Annotated in this window: 18 protein-coding genes; 4 read left to right on the top strand and 14 right to left on the bottom strand. The window is 43.6% G+C overall.

Translation table 11 applies throughout. The features are described from left to right. Positions 1–3 precede the first annotated feature (3 nt). On the top strand, positions 4–534 hold the full coding sequence (locus AK822_RS04235; RefSeq protein ID WP_060490679.1) for a hypothetical protein: 531 nt from the start codon (positions 4–6) through the stop codon (positions 532–534). Further along, positions 531–956, top strand: coding sequence for a hypothetical protein (locus tag AK822_RS04230; protein ID WP_060490678.1), 426 nt, complete (start codon positions 531–533; stop codon positions 954–956). Before AK822_RS04235 ends, AK822_RS04230 begins: the two co-directional genes overlap by 4 nt. An 85-nt stretch (positions 957–1,041) precedes the next feature. On the opposite strand, the gene AK822_RS04225 is transcribed toward AK822_RS04230, so the two are convergent. Further along, positions 1,042–2,058: a protein kinase domain-containing protein gene (locus AK822_RS04225; protein ID WP_060490677.1), complete on the bottom strand. Its 1,017-nt coding sequence runs from the start codon at positions 2,056–2,058 to the stop codon at positions 1,042–1,044. Between the two features lie 69 nt (positions 2,059–2,127). On the opposite strand from AK822_RS04225, the gene AK822_RS04220 reads away from it, so the two are divergent. Then, complete coding sequence (locus AK822_RS04220) at positions 2,128–3,090, top strand: ATP-binding protein (RefSeq protein ID WP_060490676.1); 963 nt, start codon at positions 2,128–2,130, stop codon at positions 3,088–3,090. A gap of 38 nt (positions 3,091–3,128) precedes the next feature. Here the strand turns inward: AK822_RS04220 and AK822_RS04215 are convergent, their stop codons facing one another. The 8 genes from AK822_RS04215 to AK822_RS04185 all read right to left on the bottom strand — a co-directional run bounded on the left by AK822_RS04215 (position 3,129) and on the right by AK822_RS04185 (position 13,206). Next, positions 3,129–4,256, bottom strand: a complete 1,128-nt coding sequence (locus tag AK822_RS04215; RefSeq protein WP_060490675.1) for a ribonuclease Z — start codon at positions 4,254–4,256, stop codon at positions 3,129–3,131. 32 nt (positions 4,257–4,288) lie between these two features. Then, positions 4,289–4,558: a hypothetical protein gene (locus AK822_RS04210; protein ID WP_060490674.1), complete on the bottom strand. Its 270-nt coding sequence runs from the start codon at positions 4,556–4,558 to the stop codon at positions 4,289–4,291. A gap of 93 nt (positions 4,559–4,651) precedes the next feature. After that, positions 4,652–5,320 carry a glutathione S-transferase gene (locus tag AK822_RS04205; protein ID WP_045444962.1) on the bottom strand — a complete coding sequence of 223 codons (669 nt, stop codon included), beginning with the start codon at positions 5,318–5,320 and terminating at the stop codon, positions 4,652–4,654. A 215-nt stretch (positions 5,321–5,535) separates the two neighbouring features. After that, positions 5,536–6,606 carry an EamA family transporter RarD gene (rarD, locus tag AK822_RS04200; RefSeq protein ID WP_060490673.1) on the bottom strand — a complete coding sequence of 357 codons (1,071 nt, stop codon included), beginning with the start codon at positions 6,604–6,606 and terminating at the stop codon, positions 5,536–5,538. Positions 6,607–6,847: 241 nt separating this feature from the next. Continuing rightward, positions 6,848–7,918: an EamA family transporter RarD gene (rarD, locus tag AK822_RS04195; protein ID WP_060490672.1), complete on the bottom strand. Its 1,071-nt coding sequence runs from the start codon at positions 7,916–7,918 to the stop codon at positions 6,848–6,850. 185 nt (positions 7,919–8,103) lie between these two features. Further along, the gene (gene gyrA, locus AK822_RS04190; protein WP_060490671.1) at positions 8,104–10,923 is read right to left on the bottom strand and encodes a DNA gyrase subunit A; all 2,820 of its coding nucleotides are present in this window, start codon (positions 10,921–10,923) and stop codon (positions 8,104–8,106) included. Between the two features lie 305 nt (positions 10,924–11,228). Beyond that, positions 11,229–11,408 (bottom strand): YdcA family protein, encoded by a 180-nt coding sequence (locus tag AK822_RS14620; protein WP_087814632.1) that lies wholly within the window; start codon positions 11,406–11,408, stop codon positions 11,229–11,231. Positions 11,409–11,514: 106 nt separating this feature from the next. Next, positions 11,515–13,206: an alpha/beta hydrolase family protein gene (locus AK822_RS04185; protein WP_060490670.1), complete on the bottom strand. Its 1,692-nt coding sequence runs from the start codon at positions 13,204–13,206 to the stop codon at positions 11,515–11,517. Positions 13,207–13,528: 322 nt separating this feature from the next. Here AK822_RS04185 and AK822_RS04180 point away from each other — a divergent pair, with 322 nt between their 5' ends. After that, a complete protein-coding gene (locus tag AK822_RS04180; RefSeq protein WP_060490669.1) occupies positions 13,529–14,401 on the top strand; it encodes a methyltransferase domain-containing protein in 873 nt (290 codons plus the stop codon). A gap of 166 nt (positions 14,402–14,567) precedes the next feature. Here the strand turns inward: AK822_RS04180 and AK822_RS04175 are convergent, their stop codons facing one another. The 5 genes from AK822_RS04175 to AK822_RS04155 form a co-directional block, all read right to left on the bottom strand. After that, the gene (locus AK822_RS04175) at positions 14,568–15,908 is read right to left on the bottom strand and encodes an ABC transporter ATP-binding protein (protein ID WP_205628060.1); all 1,341 of its coding nucleotides are present in this window, start codon (positions 15,906–15,908) and stop codon (positions 14,568–14,570) included. Positions 15,909–16,014: 106 nt separating this feature from the next. Beyond that, positions 16,015–17,718 carry an ABC transporter permease gene (locus tag AK822_RS04170; RefSeq protein WP_060490668.1) on the bottom strand — a complete coding sequence of 568 codons (1,704 nt, stop codon included), beginning with the start codon at positions 17,716–17,718 and terminating at the stop codon, positions 16,015–16,017. A 173-nt stretch (positions 17,719–17,891) separates the two neighbouring features. Beyond that, positions 17,892–19,016: a Fe(3+) ABC transporter substrate-binding protein gene (locus AK822_RS04165; protein WP_060490667.1), complete on the bottom strand. Its 1,125-nt coding sequence runs from the start codon at positions 19,014–19,016 to the stop codon at positions 17,892–17,894. A 290-nt stretch (positions 19,017–19,306) separates the two neighbouring features. Further along, on the bottom strand, positions 19,307–20,044 hold the full coding sequence (locus AK822_RS04160) for a 16S rRNA (uracil(1498)-N(3))-methyltransferase (protein ID WP_060490666.1): 738 nt from the start codon (positions 20,042–20,044) through the stop codon (positions 19,307–19,309). Beyond that, a complete protein-coding gene (locus tag AK822_RS04155) occupies positions 20,041–21,624 on the bottom strand; it encodes a 3-deoxy-D-manno-octulosonic acid transferase (RefSeq protein WP_060490665.1) in 1,584 nt (527 codons plus the stop codon). Before AK822_RS04155 ends, AK822_RS04160 begins: the two co-directional genes overlap by 4 nt. Positions 21,625–21,752: the final 128 nt, after the last annotated feature.

Here is a 21,752-nt window from a genome sequence, read left to right as displayed (position 1 = left end):
TAAATGAAAAAACTGAAATATATATTTGTTGCTTGTGCCTTAGGAATAACAGGCTGTGCAACCACTCCACCAGAAAACTTATTTCAAGTAGCAGAGACTTCATTACAAGATCGACAAATGCAATCGAGATTTTTTGAAACAAGCAACGAGGTAGAGCTTCTTTCGGCTGGGGTAGCTGTGTTACAAGACATGGGATATTCAATAGATGAAACAGAGACAAAATCAGGTGTTGTGACCGCATCTAAAACTGTAGATGCTACTAACAATGCGCAGATAGCGGGTGCTGTATTACTAGCGGTACTTGGTGGCGGAAACATGTCGATTGATAGCCAGCAACAGATAAAAGTTAGTTTCGTAACATTACCGTCTAAAAACAATAAAAATGGTTATTTAGCTAGAGCTACTTTTCAACGCATTGTGACGAATACACAAGGACAGGTAACCAAAGCCGAAACAATGAAAACAGAAGAGCTATATGCTGAGTTCTTTAACAAACTATCTAAATCAGTATTCTTAGAGGCTCAAAAAATATGAATACATTAAAAATAGCTTTATTCGCAGCTTGCCTAACTTTGATTACTGGTTGCGCAACAACTCATGATGCCAGAATTTTAGGCGCTGACAATCAAGTAGAATTACGTAGTATGCAAACTAGATCTTTTGATACTAGTGATAAAACTGTAGTTGTTAGAAATGTCATATCAACGTTACAGGATTTGAGTTTTGTAATTGATAAGGCTGATACCGACCTTGGTACTGTTTCAGCGACGAGATTGTATAATGGCAACAAGGTTAGAATGACTGTAACCGCGAGACCGTCTTCTTCTAGCAAGTCTGTAATCGTTAGAGCTAACGCTCAGTACAACCTAAAGCCAATTGAGAATCCTAAAATATATCAAGATTTCTTCTCATCTTTATCGAAGTCGCTTTTCTTATCAGATAATGCTGTAGAGTAAAACATAATATCCTAACCATTAAAAATAAAAAAACTCACTAAATAGTGGGTTTTTTATTTAACTTCTTCCACATAAAACTGTACTCTTAGTAAATTCGTAATTGCTCTAAACTCTTCAACACCTCTTCCATATTCTGATACCTTCTCTCCACCCGCTTTGCCAATGCTTTATTAATGATACTTTGATAGTGACTATATTTTAATGACAAGGTTGGAATAGGTTGTTGGCAATGCTCAATAGCCCATGCTTGTAATTTATCATCGCTGTTAGCACTTATCTGAAACGGTCGCTTGCCTGTTAGTATTTCAACCATCATGATGCCAAACGCATAGATATCACTTTGCACTGTTGCACTCTGACTTTGCCAGCGTTCAGGGGCAAGATACGCAGGTGTACCAGCAGGACTTGCCAAAATTGGGGCGTTAAGAAATTCTGCTAAGGCAAAATCGGTTAACAATAAATCAGCCTTGATACAGCTATTATCCGCATGATTTGGCAAAAAATCATCTAGCAAAATATTACTGGGCTTAATATCATTATGTAACCAGCCAGCACTATGTAGAGTGGCGATAAGGTGCGCAGATTGCGCAATAAAATGATGCTTTTTTTGAGTGGTTAATAACGAATGATTTCGAACATTAAGCTGAGTTGCTAAGCTACCACTGAGATAATATGGCATGGTAAGTATCGTCAGCTGCGAAAACTGATCTAATACCTGTACCCTTAGAGTTTCATAAGCGAGCATTGGCGGAGCAATAGCAAAAAGACTGTCTTGAAATCTATTTTGATTGGCTGATAAATTATTGATAGATTTTAGAACACCGATTTCATGGGTTAGGCCCGCCAAACTTTGATTGGTAGCAGCCGTTAACTGCCATTTAATCATCACTCGACCAAATTGTGGATGCTGGGCACGCGTCAAGCCTTGAAAGTCATTCTCGCTATTCTGAGCTTGCTGGCTGAGTCGTTGATGCGAAATATCGTTATAATTCAGGCTTAAGAATAACGTAGTCAATGTTGGCAACATTTGCTGCGCTTGCGTTTGTAATGCTTGTTTTGCACACGCTTTTGCATTAGAGGAATTACTGGCACTATTTTTCATGGTAAAGTGAAGCCTTTATACGTCTAGTATGCCACACGTTATTTTAATTTTTATGAGCGACTGAGTATTATGCCCCAATCCACTAAGCCTGTTACGAATTACGCCCTACCCGACCATTTATTGGATTTACTTGGACAGTATTTACAAGAGCAAGTCACGCCCACTATCGAGATTGATCCTGCACAGCTCGCCTATCGCTGGGTCGGTGGTCATAATGGACATTTGGAGCCATTGGCAGTGAACTTATTTTTAAGTTTAGATGATTTGCATGGTATCGATACGCAAAAGGCAAAACTGGTACAAAACACACGACAATTTCTAAAGGGCTATCCTGCCAATCATGTCTTGATGACAGGGACACGTGGTGCTGGCAAATCATCGCTGATTCGGGCATTGCTACAAGCCTATCATAGTGAAGGATTACGCATTATTGAAATTGCCCGTGATGACCTGCGCGTGCTTGATAAGATACGCGCCGCCATTAATGCACTGCCGACCGAGTGTGGTTGTCACTATGTGGTGTACTGTGATGACTTGGCGTTTAACGGTCAAGATGAAAGTTATCGAACATTAAAAAGCGTATTGGACGGCTCGCTAGACTCAGAGCAAGATAAGTTGTTGGTTTATGCGACCAGTAATCGCCGTCATCTATTGCCTCAGCTAATGAAAGACAATGTCAATATTTATAACGGTCAAACCGATGAGGTCAATCCTTATGAAACCATTGATGAGACGGTATCGCTGTCTGATCGCTTTGGGCTTTGGTTGTCCTTTCATCCAATGGATCAAAATACTTATTTGCACATCGTGCGCCATTATTTATCACTTTCGCCAAACCGCCATCTAGATAATGCGAATGACGTTAAAGAAAGTAATAATGAAGAAAAAAATAAGACGCTACCTGATAACATCAGAGCAGCAGCGCTACGTTGGGCATCAGAGCGCGGTGGACGTTCAGGACGAGTGGCGTATCAGTTTAGCCGCTACTGGATAGGACAGACACGATTAGCAGCTGAAGACAGTCCATCGTAAGCTTCATTAAAAGTTATTTTTATGATGACGCTCAGTGCTTAACGACCGCGTGCAGAACCCAAATATTGTACGCGGTTATTTTCGTTAATATCTGCTAAATCAACGGCACCATCGACCATATATTGGTCAAAATCTGCGGCTAACCATAGATTACCTTTGTAAACACTTTCGGCATCCAAGCGAATATGCGCCATGTTGGGCGTGCTGCTGCTTGGATTATCAAAACCCTGATAACGCGCGCTAAAGTGAGTCAAAATTAGATTATTTACGCCACTATTTTCTACAAAACCCGCCACCCATTGCGCACTACTATGCATTGGATCAAACTCTAGGTTTTTGCCTTGAATCTTAGTCAATACCTCATGCGTATACGTCGCTTCATGCACCAATAAATCCGTATCAACCAACGCCGCAGTGAGACACGCTGGCGTATCGTTATCACCAGCCACCACTACTCGCGTTCGTGATAGTTCATCATTGACATAATCTACTGCACATAACTGCTGACCATCTCCAGTGATGACATCGTGACCTTGTTGCAATTTACCCCATAGCGCGCTTGCAGGAATACCTTGCGCCAGCAGTTTGTCCGTATCAAGCATGCGATGATGGATAGTCTGTGTGATACCAAATGCATGAGAAGCAACCCGATGTGCTAGCAACGTGATATCAATATCAAGCTGATGCTGGTCGCTTAATCGGATATTCACCTTGTTTGTATCACTTTGCTCAGACAGTACCTCTTCAATGGCTACAAAATTGAGAGCAAAGGGTAAATACAATTCCGTGGTTAAGGTAATGGCTTCGAGCAATGTCGCGATGGCTTTTGGAGCAATAAGGGTCAATGGCTCATGGCGTCCTGACATCGCGGCACTCGCCAACAGTCCTGGCAGACCATAACAATGATCGCCATGCACATGGGTAATACAAATCGCTTGGAGCTGATGCAAAGAAAGCTTGGTATGCAATAGCTGCTGCTGCGTGCCTTCACCGCAATCTATCAGTAGCCATGGACGCGATTTTTTATTTTGATTGGCATTCTGTGATTGATTGCCTTGCTGTGCGCCAGATAAATAAGGATTCAGACATTCAATCGCCAGTGCGGTCACATTACGCTGCTTGGTTGGCACACCGGCAGAGGTACCCAAAAAAGTCAGCTTCAACATAGATTACCTCTCTTACACATGATACTTATCTGCTATGACAATTGGCACATCATGGTTTTTTGCGCTGCAACCATCTGCCCACCATTGGCCGTACATTCACTGACCATATTGGACTCATAAGATTTCCAGCCGCCATAAAAGCTGGCAACACATAGAATCACTACGAGCAATTTTTGTGACCATGCTTTAATGGATACCTGCTGATGGTTCACATTGTCAGCAGTAGTATCAAGCGCGGGCTTAGCAGCAATACCAGTATCGACATCAGTATGCTTGTTATGCGATTTATTTAAGTCTGTCATTTCTTATCCTAAAAAAGGTTTTGTCTATGAATAAACAAAACCCTTCATTTTAATATCAAATCAGTCATTTATGAACGATTAAATCCGCCGCTTTTAGAACTGCAAACGACCACCCTTTTCTTCTGCACGCTTAAAGGCATCGCGCTCTTCACAACGTTTTAGCCAAATTAAGATATTGGCGTATTTACTGCTATCTAATCCTGTACCAGCATTAGCACCCACAACCGCAAGATGCATTTGGATATCAGCGGCACTAAATTCAGCCCCTGCAAACCAATGATTGTCTTGCAAATGCTGCTCCATCATCGCCAATATAGCATCTAGACTTTTGCTTATCATATTTTTTTCGACTTGATTGCGAATGCTTTTGCTCACAGGCTTGATGAGCATGGGCGACTGCTCAACTACTTTGGTAAATACCAAACGCATGACCAATGGCGGCATCACTGATGCTTCAGCGAAATGTAACCAAAACGTGTAAGCCTCCCACGCCGCTTCATTATCATCCGCAGGCTTGAACTGTTTCTCGCTATCATAATGCTTCAACAAGTATTCGATAATAAAACCTGATTCGATGAGCACACGGTCATTTACTTCTAACATGGGTGCGTGACCGAGCGGATGTATTTTTTTTAAACTGTCAGGCGCACGGTATGCTTTATTACGCTCATAGCAAGTCAATTGATAATCGACGCCAAGCTCTTCTAACAGCCAAATAATACGAAATGAGCGCGAATTTGCTAAATGATGAAGGTGTAACATAAACCATCCTAGTTATAATGTGAATAAGTTATCGTATGAATAAGTCATAATATGTATAGTTGGTGCCACGCATTCCATTAATAAACGTTGTTAAACGTGGCAGCAATGCTATCGATAATAGCGTAATTAATGCCTCTTTGACACAGAAACTGTGTAGAGTAATGACGAAAAATACTGCCCGCTAAGTCAAGTCTATATCGACTTGCTGGCAGGTGCTACTTTGAATGCAGCTCTTCAATTTTGCGTGTCATCTTATGTATTTTTTGCTGATACTTTCTAATTTTGCGGAAACGATGCGCGGTTAATACACCTTTAATACGGCGGTTTTTCAGACGGCGACGTGGCGGGAAGCTACCCACTTGTGGCTCATTATAACCATGCAAACGGTCATCACGCTTACGTGCCAAGTAACCAAGCGCACTATCCACAATCATCATCAACAACGCGACAAAAATCATGCCGTACATAAATAAAGAGCCGCCCTCATCGATACTTTGATGCAAAATCGTGATGGAAAATATAAATAAAAATATCGGCTCAAGGTAGCATAAGGTGCCAAATAATGAGACGGGCAGCTTTTGACTGGCAACCATGGTCAATGACATCGCAGCCGTACTGATAATGCCTAATAGTGGCAACAGATACCAAAACTTATCGGTAGATATCGCCAGCGCAAATCCGCCATTGAGATATAAAGCAATCAACACCACCGGCGTCAATAAAACAAGGTCAGAGATAAGCCCTGTAATCGGCGGCACTGCCAATTTACGACGCAGTAGATAATAAGGCGGATAACCCAAGCAAACAAATAAAGTCGCCCAAGAAATACTGCCGTACTGAAAGACGTCATAAGCAATACCTGCGCCTGCACAAATGGTGGCAATCCATTGTAACAAGCTCATATCTTCGTTATAAAAAAACCGACCAACCATAATCATAATCATTGGATATAAAAAGTAACCCAATGTCACCTCAAGTCCCAACTCATTGACAGGTGCCCACATAAATATCCAGATTTGCGCGCCCAATATTGGTGTGGGTATGATAAATAAAAACCATTCTTTGGGCGTCTTCAGAGTTTTTAGATAATCAAAGATATGCTGCCACTGCTTAAGCACACTAATCAGCAGCACCAGACTCAATAGCATCATCAGTACGCGCCAAGAAGCGACTTGCGTCCCTGACAACGGCTGCATCAATAGACCAAATAAGAATAGCAATGAATATAAAAAATTTGCTGCCACTGCAGCGATGGTACCCTGCGACGTTTGATTCGTGGTGAGCATAACGACAACCTTGAAAAATGAGCGCACGTCCTTGGCAATTTTAGAAAAAAACAAAAGCCTCCGACGCGGACGTCGAAGGCTTTTTGATCTATAAACTCTGTTATCTACAACACAATCATATAATATTGAGATAAATACTTGGAATATATCGTGTTTATCTTGTGGTCGGTATTATGTCAAAGTCAGAATAGATAAGCAATACACCTGCTTTACTAAAGCGCCCACCTACCCATTCAGCATCTTACTTTGCACTCAACTGCTCGATTTTTTGCTGTATTCTATCCATCTTTTTTTGATAGCGCCGAATCTTGCGAAAACGATGCGCGGTTAAAACCCCATCAATACGCTGATCTATGAAACGACGACGCGGCGGAAACCCGCCCACTTGTGGCTCTCGATAGCCATGCAAATGATTGTCACGGCGGCGCTTAAGATAACCTTTTATACTATCAGCAATCATCACCAGTAACGCCAAACTTACCATACCATACATAAATAGCGAGCCGCCCTCATCGAGACTTTGACTTAGAACAGTGATGGATAAAACAAACAGCAGCATAGGCTCGACATAGCTTAGCGCCCCAAATAATGACACGGGTAATTTGCTACTGGCAATCATGGTTAAGGACATCGCCAGCGCACTAAAGGCTCCTAGCAGTGGTAATAAATACCAGAACTTGATGTCCTGGGCTGCCGTACTAAAGCCACCGCTAAAATACAACATAATGAGCACCACTGGCGTTAACAAAGCCAAGTCAGACAACAGTCCTGTGATAGGCGGCACAGCCAGTTTACGCCGCAGCAGATAATAAGGTGGATAGCCCAAGCACACAAACAACGTTACCCAAGATACTGAGCCATATTGAAAGATATCATAGCCAATACCTAAGGCTGCACATAGCGCGGCCACCCACTGTAACGCACTCATATGCTCGTGATAAAAGAAACGACCAAGCACTATCATCACCAGCGGTAATAAAAAATAGCCCAAGGTGACATCCAGACCAAAGCCATTGACTGGTGCCCACATAAATAGCCAAATTTGACCACCCAAAATCGGTGTGGGCAAAATAAATATCAGCCACTCTTTCGGAGTTTTTAAGGTTTTCAAATAATCAAAAACGTGTTGCCATTGCTTGGTAAAACTGACCAACAATAGCAAACTTAGCAGCATCATGAGCACGCGCCATGAGGCTACCTGCGTACCTGTCAAAGGCAGCATAAATAGCCCAAACACAAACATCATCGAAAATAAAAAGCTCGATGATATCGAAGCAAGGGTTCCTTGAAAAGTTTGATTGGTCGAAAGCATAACAACAGCCTTAAAAATAGAACTTTATGGGCATCATTTATAAAAAATCAGAGCAGCAGAAACTTAAAGGCAGACTCTAACAATAGATAACATACAGAAAAAATAAAAGCCTCCGACGATAACGTCAGAGGCTTTTTATAGAACAATCATATAAGACTAGATCAAAAAGCTAACTACTGAGACATTTATTCGTCGTCTGCGTTTTCACCGTCTGTACTATCAACATCTAATTCATTGTCAGTAGCAATATCCATAATGTCATTCGTTGCTGTGTTGCCAGTCGCTGCATCGATATCTATCTGCTCTTGACCTGCCACATCAAATGTACCGTCTTCTCTCATGGCATCAACCAGCTCATCGTCACCTTCTTCATGCTCAACACGCGCCATAGCGACCAGCTTCTCGTCTTTTGATAAACGAATCAGCGTCACACCTTGCGTATTACGACCAGAGCTAGCGACATGCTCAACGGGCGTACGAACCAACGTACCTCTGTCAGAGATTAAAATAATATCGTCTGTAGAGTCAACCTTAGTGGCTCTTACTAGCGCACCATTACGCTCACTGGTTTTGATAGCAATTACACCGCCGCCGCCACGATTTTGGGTATTGAACTCATCGATAAAGGTACGTTTACCAAAGCCGTTTTCACAAGCAATAAGGATTTCGCGGACATCATCTTCGATCACAACCAATGATTTTATAGACTCATTAGCCGCCAAACGCATACCACGGACACCTTTAGCCGTACGACCCATCACGCGAGCATCATTTTCATCAAAACGAATGGCTTTACCACTGGATGCAAACAACATCACTTCTTGGCTACCATTAGTGATACGAGCACTGACCAGCTTATCGCCCTCTTCTAGTCCAACCGCAATCAAGCCGTTCGAGCGAATATTGGCAAACTGCTTAAGCTCTACCCGCTTCACCGTACCATTGGCAGTTGCGAAGAATACAAAAGGTGGCTCTGCTTGCGTGCTGTCGTCTAATGCATCATCATCCCCATCTATTAGAGCATCTGTTGACGCTTCACCTTTTACCGATAGCTCTTCCACTATTTTTGGAATCGGTAGTATAGTAGTAACAGTTTCATCAGGATTTAAGCCAATTAAATTCACTAATGGACGACCGCGAGCACCGCGACTGGCAATCGGCACTTCAAAACCACGTAAGCTAAAGACACGACCGCTATCCGTGAAGCACAATACGGTAGCATGCGTTGAGGTCACAACCAAATGATCAATCACATCATCTTCTTTCATTGCGGTTGCAGACTTGCCTTTACCGCCACGTTTTTGCGCCACATAATCGTCAATCGGCTGAGTTTTTGCATAACCAGTACGTGAGACCGTCATGACAACCGTCTGTTCAGGAATCAAATCTTCACGGTTAAAGTCAGTACGTGAGTCAATAATATCGGTACGGCGCTCATCACCAAAGTTATCACGAATCTCAATCATCTCATTGGAGATAATGGTCATTAGCTTATCAAAATCACCAAGAATAGACTCTAAATGAGCGATTTCACGTAGCAAATCCTGATATTCTTCGGTCAATTTGTCTTGCTCAAGACCCGTTAGACGATGCAACTGCATATCTAAAATCGCGTTGACCTGCTCCAGTGATAAGCGATAACGTTCTTCGCCCTCAATCAAGCCAAATGGTGCTTTAGGATCTTCGCCTTCGATATAGTCAGGACGCACAGATTGGCTACCAGCAGCGGTAAGCATCGCCACCACGCTACCTGAACCCCACGTATTATTTAATAGGCTTTCACGTGCCAAACCGCGGTTAGCAGAGGCTTTGATCGTTGCAATAATCTCGTCGATATTGGCTAACGCAACGGTCAAACCTTCGAGTAAATGACCACGTACGCGCGCTTTGTTTAACTCATAAATCGTACGGCGTGTCACCACTTCTTGGCGATGACGTACAAAGGCGGCAATCAGCTGACGCAAAGTTAGTAGCTTAGGCTGACCATTATCGAGCGCCACCATATTGATACTAAAACTTGATTCGAGCGGCGTTTGCAAGAACAAGTTATTAACGATAACTTCAGCTGTCTCACCACGACGCAAATCAATGGCGATACGCATACCATCTTTGTCAGACTCGTCACGAATCTCGCTAATACCTTCAATCTTTTTATCACGTACGAGTTCTGCGATACGCTCAATCATTTTGGCTTTATTAGATTGATAAGGTACTTCGGTAAAGACAATACGCTCACGATCGCGGTTGACACCCGTATCACTCATGGCTTCAATATGATAGCGACCACGTATGTGCAAACGACCTTTACCCGTGCGATAAGCATCTAAAATACCAGCGCGACCATAAATGATACCGCCTGTAGGAAAGTCAGGACCTGAGATGTGTGACATCAACTCTTCAGCTGATACTTGTGGGTTTTCGGCATAAGCCAAACAAGCATTAATCACTTCTGTCAGGTTGTGCGGCGCCATATTAGTCGCCATACCAACAGCAATACCAGTCGCACCATTAATTAGTAAGTTTGGAACACGCGCGGGCATGACGCTAGGCATACGCTCAGAACCGTCGTAGTTGTCTTCCCAATCAACCGTGTCTTTGTCTAAATCAGCAAGCATCTGATGCGTCAGCTTGGTCATACGTACTTCGGTATAACGCATCGCTGCCGGAGGATCATCATCGATCGAACCAAAGTTACCTTGACCGTCAACCATCGGATAACGCAAACTAAAATCCTGCGCCATCCGCACAATGGCATCATAGACCGCACTATCACCATGTGGGTGATATTTACCAATGACATCGCCGACGACACGTGCAGACTTCTTATATGGCTTATTATAGTCGTTAGATAGCACGTGCATGGCGTACATCACACGGCGGTGTACAGGTTTGAACCCATCACGCACATCAGGCAGCGCACGCGAGACAATCACGCTCATCGCATAATCCAGATAGGATTGCTTTAGTTCCTCTACGATGCCAATAGGACTGACCGATTCGCTCATATACACTCCTTCACTCACATTGTTTTTCTAATGTTGACACGTTTGTTCAAGATACTCATGGGTTATACAAAAATATAGCTGCATCAATGCGCAGCTACTATCAGAATAGTGACCCTAAAAAAGCACTGTCAAAGGTGCAAAACAATAGGAAAATAGTGATACGGTTTTTGTTAAAAATAATGTTCAATTAAAGAAGCTATTTTAGCACAAATTTGCTGATTTAGGGGCGTCTGGCTGTTATTAAAATTAAGCAAAACAGCTGATTAGCGGTTTTTTTCACTCTAATAACAAGGGTAAAAACAACTTTAACGACATACTTGTTTTGATTGACTGATTTTGCCGTTTTTGCAAACAAATTTACCATCTTTTGAGCAGTGAGATACGCCGCCCATTTTGCCCGAACAAGGTGTATTCTTAGCCTGTGCTTGACTGATCGGAGCTATGATAAAGACACAGGCAATTAGTGATAATATTATCGATTTCATATCTTTCTCTTATTGAGGATTAAATGATATTCATGAAAAAACTGCATCCAGTGGATACAGTTTTTTCGATAGTCAGGCTATTTTTTTATGATTAAAATGACCTCTATTAAGCAGGTTTAAATTCCTGATTAAAGAACTCACGTGTGGCTTGCGTACAAGCCGTACTGACCAGACCGCCGTGATAGTTGCCCAATACAGCAACGCTTGCAGGTATGCCTTGCTGTGCTCCTGCATCTATTACGCGTTGAAGATTTTGAACAAAGTTACTTTGAACACTTGTTACCACAGAATTAATATTCCATTGGTTCATGGACGCCTGTCCAATAAGTTGAACATTAGGAGTATTAGGACGATCATTAGCTGTCGTCGCATCAACATCCAATACTGTCACGTTAACGGTAAGGGCTGGATTTTGTGCGACACTCCCTTGAATAATAGCGGCCATTGAACTGGTATTTAGGTCATAAAAAACCGTTGGATCTTGATTGCCACCACATAACAGAGTTGGCATTTTTGGTACATACCCACGTAGATCATTGGCTTTTAAGGCTTTTCGTAAGTTGTTTTGTGGATTGGCTGCTGGTAATGCTCCTGTCATCGCGATTAGGCTATCAGGGTTCTGTAATGCATCTGCGACATAAGCGGTACGGAAGTCTGTTTTGATCAGATAATTATCATCCGCGAAGCCAATAGAAGCAAAGGGAACGGTAGGCGCTGGTAGAAGATCAAGCGTGGGATTGTTTTCAGGATCTTTTTCAAACAGCGCATTATCGGGCAGTTTATTAGCAGCGACCAACTCACCAAAGCTCAATAAACTTGGTAATTGTGTGTTTGCATAATTGGCAGTGAATATATCAGCAGTATTGTTATAGACATTGCCATACGCATTTTGGAGACCAGATGCCAGTAGCGGTGCAAAACGCGATGCGCCGATATTGACGTTACCCGAAAATATTGCATCACCAAACGCTGCCAGTGCATAAGGCCCTGATAAAGGTGCAATGGCAGTGACAGGCTCATCATTTTTCTCGAACATTCTTGCAGTTGCCATCGCCACATGCCCGCCCTGTGAGTAACCACTGATAAATAACTTACCAGAGTCATCAAGGTTGGTATAGTCAGGATCATTAGCGCGCTGTTGTCTTGCAATGATGGTACGGGCACTGTCTAACGCATCAGCCATGTCAGTGGCTTGTTGCTCAGCCACAAGGTATGGATGGTAATCAAGATCAGACTCATCATAACCAGCATAGTTTGGTGCAACGACGATGTAGCCTTGAGCCGCAAAGTTGGCAGCGATTAATGTCGACTCACCAGCTGCTGGATTTTGAGGATTAGCGACTTGACTAAAATCGTAGCCTTTGTCCGTAGTTGTGCCATGGGCATACAGCAAGATAGGTCGATCGCCTTGACAGTCAGCACTGTCACCACTTGGTAGCATCAAAGCTGCTGTCGCGTTGGTACGCTCACCCGCTGCACCTACTGTCGGATAGCTAACTTTTTCGATTTTGATATCGCATTTGGCATCAGGGGTTGCCGTACCATCAAGACCGAACTGGGTATTTATTTGCGCGGTGTTAAATGAGCTGATTGATTTAACTGACGTCGCAGAGTCAGAGCCTATGACAGCATCAAAGTCATTGTCATCGCCACAACCGACGAGTAGCAGGCTACTGGCAATAGCGACGGATAATAGGCAGCGCAGCATCACAGGCTTGCCCATAGTAATGGATACTGATTGATGGGTACTGCTAGGCGATTTGTCATTTATAGCGGTAATAGATTTAGATACGATCATGGTTGCTGTCCTTAGCGGTGGTAGATCAGACGTTTGCTGAGAGTCCTTGACAATAAAAAATTTCAGTATGGCAGACTCTTTTTATTGAATGGTTTTCATTGAATACATTGGAGTATAAAATATTTTCAATAAAACTTACTCAATAATTGTTTCTTAAACCTTACTACTTATACCGTAAAATATTGTGAAAAGCTACTGGAAAACAGGTATTTAATGGCATCTTTAACGCTATGGTAAAGCTAGTATTAGCGTCAAGCCTAGCTTAGATTTTATCTTTGTTGTACGATGTTCCAAAATACCACCCTAATACAGATAGCGCTTTATGCAAACCAATAGTGAAAGTACAAAAGAACATGACAACCAATCGCTTAATCTAACACAACAAATCGACACATCAGGAGATATACGTGCCGATCGTAGCTTCGATGCGATTGCGGATCATTTTGAAAAAAAGGTCTACGGTGGCTTAAAAGGCGATATTCGATTGGCGGTGCTACGCCGTGATATCTTTGAATATAGCGCGCGAATGAGTGAAAGCCTTGGGCGACCTTTACGTATTTTGGATGTGGGTGCAGGGCTGGCACAGATTGCAATGGAGCTGGCAGCTCAAGATCATACATTGGTCATCAATGATATCTCAGGCAACATGCTAGAAAAAGCGAAAGCGAGTGCCGCGCAGATAGACGAAAATCTCGATATCACATGGTATGTTTGCCCCTATCAGGAGCTGCCAGAAAAGTTAAGCACAGAAAATAGTGAAAAGTTTGATTTAATCATGTGTCATGCGCTGCTTGAATGGTTGGCAGAGCCCGCTGCGGTAATGGACTTTTTTGATCAGCAATTAGCGGATAATGGTGCGCTATCTTTATGCTTTTATAACCCAGCAAGCTTTGATTATCGCAACCTAATCATGGGTAATTTTAACTTACTTGATAATACAGAATATAAGGCTGATAACAAAAAAAGCCTCACGCCCAACCATCCTGTCGCCAAAGAAGAAGTTGAATCTTGGTTGGCTGCGCATCATTATCAGACCATACGCACCAGCGGTCTGCGCGTCTTTCATGATTATGCCCCGCTTAAGCGTGGTGGACACAATGACCCAGATGCCGTGATACGCATGGAGCTGCGCTACTCGCAATTAGAGCCGTATAAATGGTTGGGACGTTATTTGCACATATTGGCGACACGATAAGCTTAAGTGCAAGCACCTGTTTTTTGGAGGGAGTTTTAATCAATATAATCGCAGCAGTGGAAAATAGGTATAAAGTAGATACAAGGCAGCCAAGCGTCAATAGCATGCTGTGTGCATATCGCGAGGTTAATTCCCTAATCATTTATAAATGCTTTGATTATAACGACTATTCTGACTCGTCAACTCTCTCTGACCTATCATACTCTGACCAAGTCGTCGCATTGATGTCTTTTTCATCAAATACCACGACATGCTCTAGGATAGGTAAGATACCAATCTGCGATCCAATCTCATGATTATGGTGACTGGCGACTAAAGACAGTACCGTTTGCCCGTCATCGAGCTGCAAGCGATATAAATAGTTGGCACCGCGAAATACGCGTCCAACCACTAAAGCAGTTTGTGTGCTCTCATCGTCATGAATGATATCATCAGGACGCACCAACACCTTTATCGGTGTGCCATTAGGATAATCGTACTCGCAATACTGTGGATACCCTGATTCATCGTACACTTCCATACGCCGATAGATATCGCCTAATGCCGTCTCAACATGGCCTTCTTTGATGATGCCATCTATCATCGCACCTTCGCCGACAAACTCAGCGACAAAAGGACTGATTGGCTCGTGATATAGCTCACTTGGGGTTGCCCACTGTACCAGCTTGCCTTTATGCATCACCCCCACTTTATCAGCCAGTGCAAAAGCTTCGTTTTGATCATGAGTGACCAATATTGCCGTGGTATTGGTGCGTTTAAGAATATCACGGACATTCATTGCCAATGATTCACGTAGCACCACATCTAGATTAGAAAACGGCTCATCGAGTAGTAATAGTTTTGGCTTTGGCGCTAATGCACGGGCTAATGCCACCCGCTGCTGCTGACCACCTGACAGCTCATTTGGACGTTTGTCAGCATGCTCAGACAATTCAACCAGCTCTAGCATCTCAGCGACACGGGCTTTTTTGTCAGCAGCCGACCATTTATTCAGACCAAAAGCGATGTTTTTTGCCACGCTCAAATGCCCAAATAACGCATAGTCCTGAAACACCATGCCCATACCGCGTTTGGCGGGTGCGACGGCAAATGAGTTACGGTCAGTTTTATCAGTAAGACATTGATTGTTTAAGAGAACCGTGCCATCACGGCTTTGTTCCAACCCTGCAATCGCTCTTAGTGCCGTGGTCTTACCGCAGCCGCTATAACCTAAAAAGCAACCAATCTCGCCTTGCTTCAATTCCAATGACAAGCCATTGACGATAACCGTATCGTCATAACCGACGATTAAATCTTGCACACTAAAATAAGGACTAGTAGCCGTATTTGTCTCAACATCTTGGCTAAAAGCCCTACTTTTTTCTAAAGACTTACTAGACTGGGCGGGCGGCGTCTTAACTTGAGCAACTGGTAATTTTTTTATATGCTCCAGCCTTGCCTTGGCTTTTATGGACTTGGCATTGATTGATTTAGAGTCTGCTGAGCCTTTCATTGAATCAGTGTACATAGACGGTACCAGTTAGCTATTAGTAAATAAAACCCATAGATAAAACAGTGAAAAAAATCATAAAATGGAGCGCTATCGGATGATGCAGATTCACTCTGAAAATACCTTAACCTTGCTTATCGCTTTGACGCAATAATATCCAAACAGGCAGCAGCCCAACCAGCACAATCAATAAACTTGGCAACGCAGCTCGTCCCCACATGCCTTCACTGGTCATCTCAAACACCCGCACCGCCAGCGTATCCCAGCCTTGGCGACGCGTCATTAACGTAATCGGCATCTCTTTCATGACTTCAACAAACCCCATCAATAGTCCAGTCAATATTCCTGGACTAATAACGGGCAACATCACTTGACGCCAGCGCTGATAAGGACTGTCACTCAATAATTTGGCAGCCGCTTCTTGATTGACCGTTAGTCGCTGTAGCTGTCGATCAACTGGCTGAAAACTCACCGTCATAAAACGCGTCGATAATGCCAATAGCATCACTATCACACTGCCTGATAGTACTTGCTGCGTGGTAATCCCGAAGGCAATCATTTGGTTGTCTAGCCAAGCAATTGGGATAAAGATGCCCACTGCCAATACTGTGCCCGGCACCACATAACCCAAATTTGCCAAAGTAGTCATGAGCTTGGTCAATTTATCAGGATACTGCCGCTTAATCCACGCAATAATAATCGCCAAAAAGGCAATAAAAATCGTGGCCATGCTAGCAATCATGAGGCTGTTGGTCACAAAATCAATATAGCGCGCATCAAAATCTTGGCGAAAATTCAATGCCGTCCAGTAGATAAGCTGCAAAAATGGGATTAAAAAAGCGCCAGCAAATACCAAGGTACACAGCAATGTCATGCCCAATTTCGCAGGCGTGCTGGCATCAAAACGCTGACTGCTGCCTTGAGTCACATTATTGCCGCGCTTGGTTTGCCAATACTGCTCAAACAATACCACAATAAAGATTACACCGATGAGCAAAGCTGCCAATTGTGCCGCAGTGGTCAAACTAAAGAAGCCAAACCATGCTTTGTAAATAGCCGTGGTAAAGGTATCAACATTAAAGACCGACACGGCACCAAAATCTGCCAAGGTCTCCATACTGGCAAGCAATAGTCCGCCAATAATCCACGGCAAGGCTTGTGGTAATGCCAACCGGAAAAACACGCGGCTACGGCTTAAGCCCAGCATTTGTCCCGCTTCAATCGCTCGCCTGCCTTGCGATAAGAACGCTTGACGCGCCAGCAAATAGACATAGGGATAAAATGCTAGGGACAATACCAAACCTGCGCCCCAAACATTACGGATCGAAGGAATCGCTGCATCAAAGCCTAGGTCGCGCAAACCTGTCTGTAATGGTCCACTAAAATCAACAATACCAATGGTGACAAATGCTAATACATAAGCGGGTATCGCCAGCGGTAACATCAGCGCCCACGAAAAAAACCGCTGTCCAGGGAAGCGGTACATACTGGTTACCCAAGCAAGCGCGGTGCCAATAGTGCCAGACACGACCGTTACCATCAGCAATAAAATCGAGGTATTTTTAAGCACTTGCGGCAGCACATAATCTGCCATGTGCGTCCAGATATCGGCAATTGGCTGCGTCCAAGATAGCAACACAATCAAAATTGGCAAAAGCATAAACGACGAAATCAGTCCTAAGACTGATTTTGAGATAATACGTTTACGGACGGCGTGGTCTTGGCTGACAGTCTGCTTTCCATCAATATTATTATGCATATTGTTGACATTAGCACTATCATTGACTGTATCGTTTTGACGTACAGACGCGTCTGGCGTTTTGATCATATCATTATTACCGTGTCATACGCATAAAGACCTTATAACATTATACCAAACTCAAAAATACGGTTAAAAACACTGTCTGCTTTGAACATAAACACTATCATTTAGCCTATCAAGCTTGATACTCGTCCTTGATAGGCATTGTCATTTTTGAGAATGGTATGACTGTTAATACCTTATTTATAGCCTGCTTTGTCCATCAACTGAATGGCTTGGGTTTGTAGCTCGCCAAACTTTTGCACATTGATATCGTCTTTTTTGAATTCACCCCATGATCTAAGCATTTCTGACTCATCAACCCCTACTTTTACTGGGAATTCTTTGTCTGAGCTGGCATAAAGACCTTGCGCCTCATCAGAAGACAACCACTCTATCAGTTTAAGCGTACCCTCTGGATTGTCTGAACCTGCGACCACACCAGCACCTGAAATATTTACGTGTGTACCAGTCGTGCCTTGGTTTGCCCAAAATATTTTCACAGGGAAGTTAGGTTTTTCATCGAGCAGACGACCGTAGTAGTAACTATTGGCAATGCCCACTTCGCACTGACCAGCAGCGATGGCTTCTAGCATACTGGTATCATCACTGAACACGTCAGTAGCTAAGTTAGCGACCCAACCACGGACGATTTCTTCGGTTTTCTCTTCGCCCAAATGCTCCATCATACTGGCCACAAGCGACTGGTTATAGACCTTTTTAGAGGTACGTAGGCATAACTTGCCTTTCCACTTCGGATCAGCTAAATCTGCATAAGTAGATAATTGGTCGGCACTGACTTTGCTTGGGTCATAAAAAATCGTACGAGCACGCAATGATAGCCCTGTCCACTGACCTTTTGGATCACGATATTTGGCAGGGACATTTTCTTCTAACACAGTAGAGGATACTGGTTGCAACAAGCCTTGCTGAGCGGCTTGCCATAAGTTACCCGCATCAACCGTGAGCAGCATGTCGGCTGGCGTGTTCTGACCTTCAGCTTGCAAACGCGCCATGAGCGGACCTGTACTATCTGTGACCAGCTCAATCTTCACACCTGTCTGTTCGGTATAACGGTCTAGCAATGGCTTAATCAGCTGCTCATTTCGCGAAGAATAAATAGTAATCGTTTGACCACCTTCACTCGTAGCACCATCAGTAGCAGCTGGTTGCTCAGTAGCCGCCGCTGATGTCTCCGCCTCCACGCTCTCTTCTGTTGTAGATGAATTGCTACAACCAGTCAGTCCCAACATCATGCCAAATACGGCAACAGGCAAGATAAGCTTAGTAGAAGTTAGGTTAGCGCTAATGGCATTCAATGACATGGTTTTCCCCATAATGATGCTACGAAAAGGTGAGATAAATAGACGAGATGACAATAAGATAAGACGGCGCTAAAGACCTCTAATAATAAGGCTCAATCACGCGATAATCTCTGAAACAACATACTAATAGAAATGAGATTAATTATCAATACATTTGTTTAACTCAGAAATGCAAGGATAATTTGGCTCAACTTTCACTTTTTAAGGATAAATTTATAGATCTTCATGGAGCAATCTATAGATTTTCTAAGTGATGGCATGTCTTAATTATCTTTCAATGATCTGCTGATTCACGACAGCAACCATTGACCTAAAATCACATTGACGGCGGCTTCTGTACGCAGGATACGCGAGCCTATGGTGACTGCCGCGCAACCTTGAGTGGCGAGCAGTGCTATTTCATAATCAATCCAGCCGCCCTCGCTACCGATAAAAACCAGACTTGGCAATCCTAACGATGGCGGCTGTTGTAGATACTGTGTAAAGGATAGCTCACTATACGGGTGCGCCACGATGGCTCGATTGGTTACCAAACCTGCCAGCTCATCTTCCACGAATGGCTTAAAGCGTTTTTGTAAAGTGATACGAGGCGCTATGGTGTCAACCCCTTGTTGCAGCCCTTCTAATACAAACTCATCAAGGCGCTCAAGCATCGGACTTTGCCAATAGCTTTTTTGCGTGCGATAGCTGTTGATTAAGATGATATCGCGCACCCCAAGCGCGGTCATATCCATGATTAAGCGGCGTAGCACTTTAGGACGCGGTAGTGCCAATACAACGGTCAAATCTAGCTTTGGTGGCGGCGAAGTGGTGAGCTGAATATCACGCAACTCAATAGCATCAGAGCGGATGCTCTCAATTACAGCAGTGCCCATTTGACCGCCCATTTGACCGCCCATTTGACCGATTTTCAGCGTATCACCAACTTTTGCTGTTAGCACTTTATTGACGTGATTTATTTGTGATAATTCATCAATATATGCCGCATCCGAAGAGAAGTTTTCAATGGGTAATAATAAACAATTCATAGCAGCTCTTGGCTTGGTTGTTGAATAGCATGCTGCTCGACAACCTCTTTAACCATGGTAAATTGGCGGGTCAATACGGCTTGCTGTTGTCTTGTCATTCGCGCGCCAGCTTGCCCTGCTTGTTCCGCTACCTCAAGATCACTGAGCCAAGACACTAGCTGCTGATAAATGAGCGCTACATCCTCTTTAGCGGCAGGCTTCTTACGAGAGGATTGTTGATTCGTATCATCATTAGTAGTAGCCATATTAACAGTAACGGGACGATAGAAAACATTGTTTGGCTGATATAACGCGCCAACATCCGCCAATTTATCCACCACGCTTTGACAAGACTGCGTATAGCGCCCCATGAGTACAGGCGTTGCCACACTCGCTGGCTCAACGGGATTATGACCACCGACATCCACTAATGAGCCGCCGACCAGTGCCACATCTGCCAACTTATACCACGCCATCAGCTCACCCATACTATCAGCCAGATAGACTTGTGTGCCTACATGAATACTATCTTCTGCACTACGCCGTGCCATTGTTAATTCAGACGCTTGAATGAGCGCTGCTACTTCATCAAAACGTTCAGGATGTCTAGGTACAATGATAAGCAGCGCGTCAGCGAGCGCGGGATGAGACAATAGCTGTTGATGCAGTGATAGTGCGGTCTCTTCTTCGCCACTATGGGTACTTGCGGCAACCCAAATCGGTCGACCAGCGATATTCATCTCTTTTGCTAATGTGGACTCTTTGACCGATTCAGAATATTGGTTTGGTACGCTAGGATTTTCTGTATCAGCTTCTATATCAGCCGCTTTATCTTCAGTTTGAGGCGTATTAATCACCCATTTGAGTGAACCTGCGACACGAATTTGCGCGCTATTCGCACCCAATTGTCGAAAGCGTTTCGCTGAGTCGCTGTCTTGGGCGATAATCAAAGTCAGATTTTTCATCATGCTGGCACTGACCGCAGCAATTTTTTGATAACTTTTAAAAGAAGACGCTGACAACCGACCGTTGACCAAGATACTGGGAATATGGTGTTCGGATAATTTGGTTAGGATATTTGCCCATAGCTCTGTTTCTACAAACAAAGCAGCAACAGGTTGTACATGATTTAAAAAGCGCTCAATCACCGCCGGACTATCAACCGGCACATAACTATGACTGAAGCGACCCTGCTCAATATCTTCTGCAAATCGGCTAGCACCGCGCGCAAAACCTGTCTGCGTGGTATTGGTTAACCATATTTGATAGCCATCAGCCAATAATGTATCTAATAATGGCGCGACGGTATTGGTCTCGCCCAATGACACCGCATGACACCAAATCACACCTTTATCGGTTTGCGCATGAGTCACTTTAGCCACTGGTCGTGGCGGATATTGTTTGCCAAAACGCTGCGCCGCTTCTTGCTGATAGTTGTCGCGGTTGTGTGAGCGTTGCCAAACTTGCAGTCGATATAGCGGCTTAAGTAAGCCAATGGCGCACTGATAATACAAAGGCGCAGTATAAACAGTGCGGCTGGGCAACGATACTGGGTCAGTCGCTTCTAAAGCACAATCAGAGGATATAGGAGAAGATGGCATAAAGTTGCCCAGATTAGTAATGGCTTAAATAATATAGTCAATTCACTATAAAAGAGTGACGGAATTAACCTCTTTAAATTAAATCGACTATAGTAAGGTGGCGGTAAAAAATGCGCCAATTCTACCTG

It is taken from the genome of Psychrobacter sp. P11F6, assembly GCF_001435295.1.
In the GTDB taxonomy this organism is placed as follows: Bacteria; Pseudomonadota; Gammaproteobacteria; order Pseudomonadales; family Moraxellaceae; genus Psychrobacter.
The sequence above is the reverse complement of the archived record's forward strand: the minus strand, read 5'-3'. Positions and strand labels throughout refer to the sequence as shown.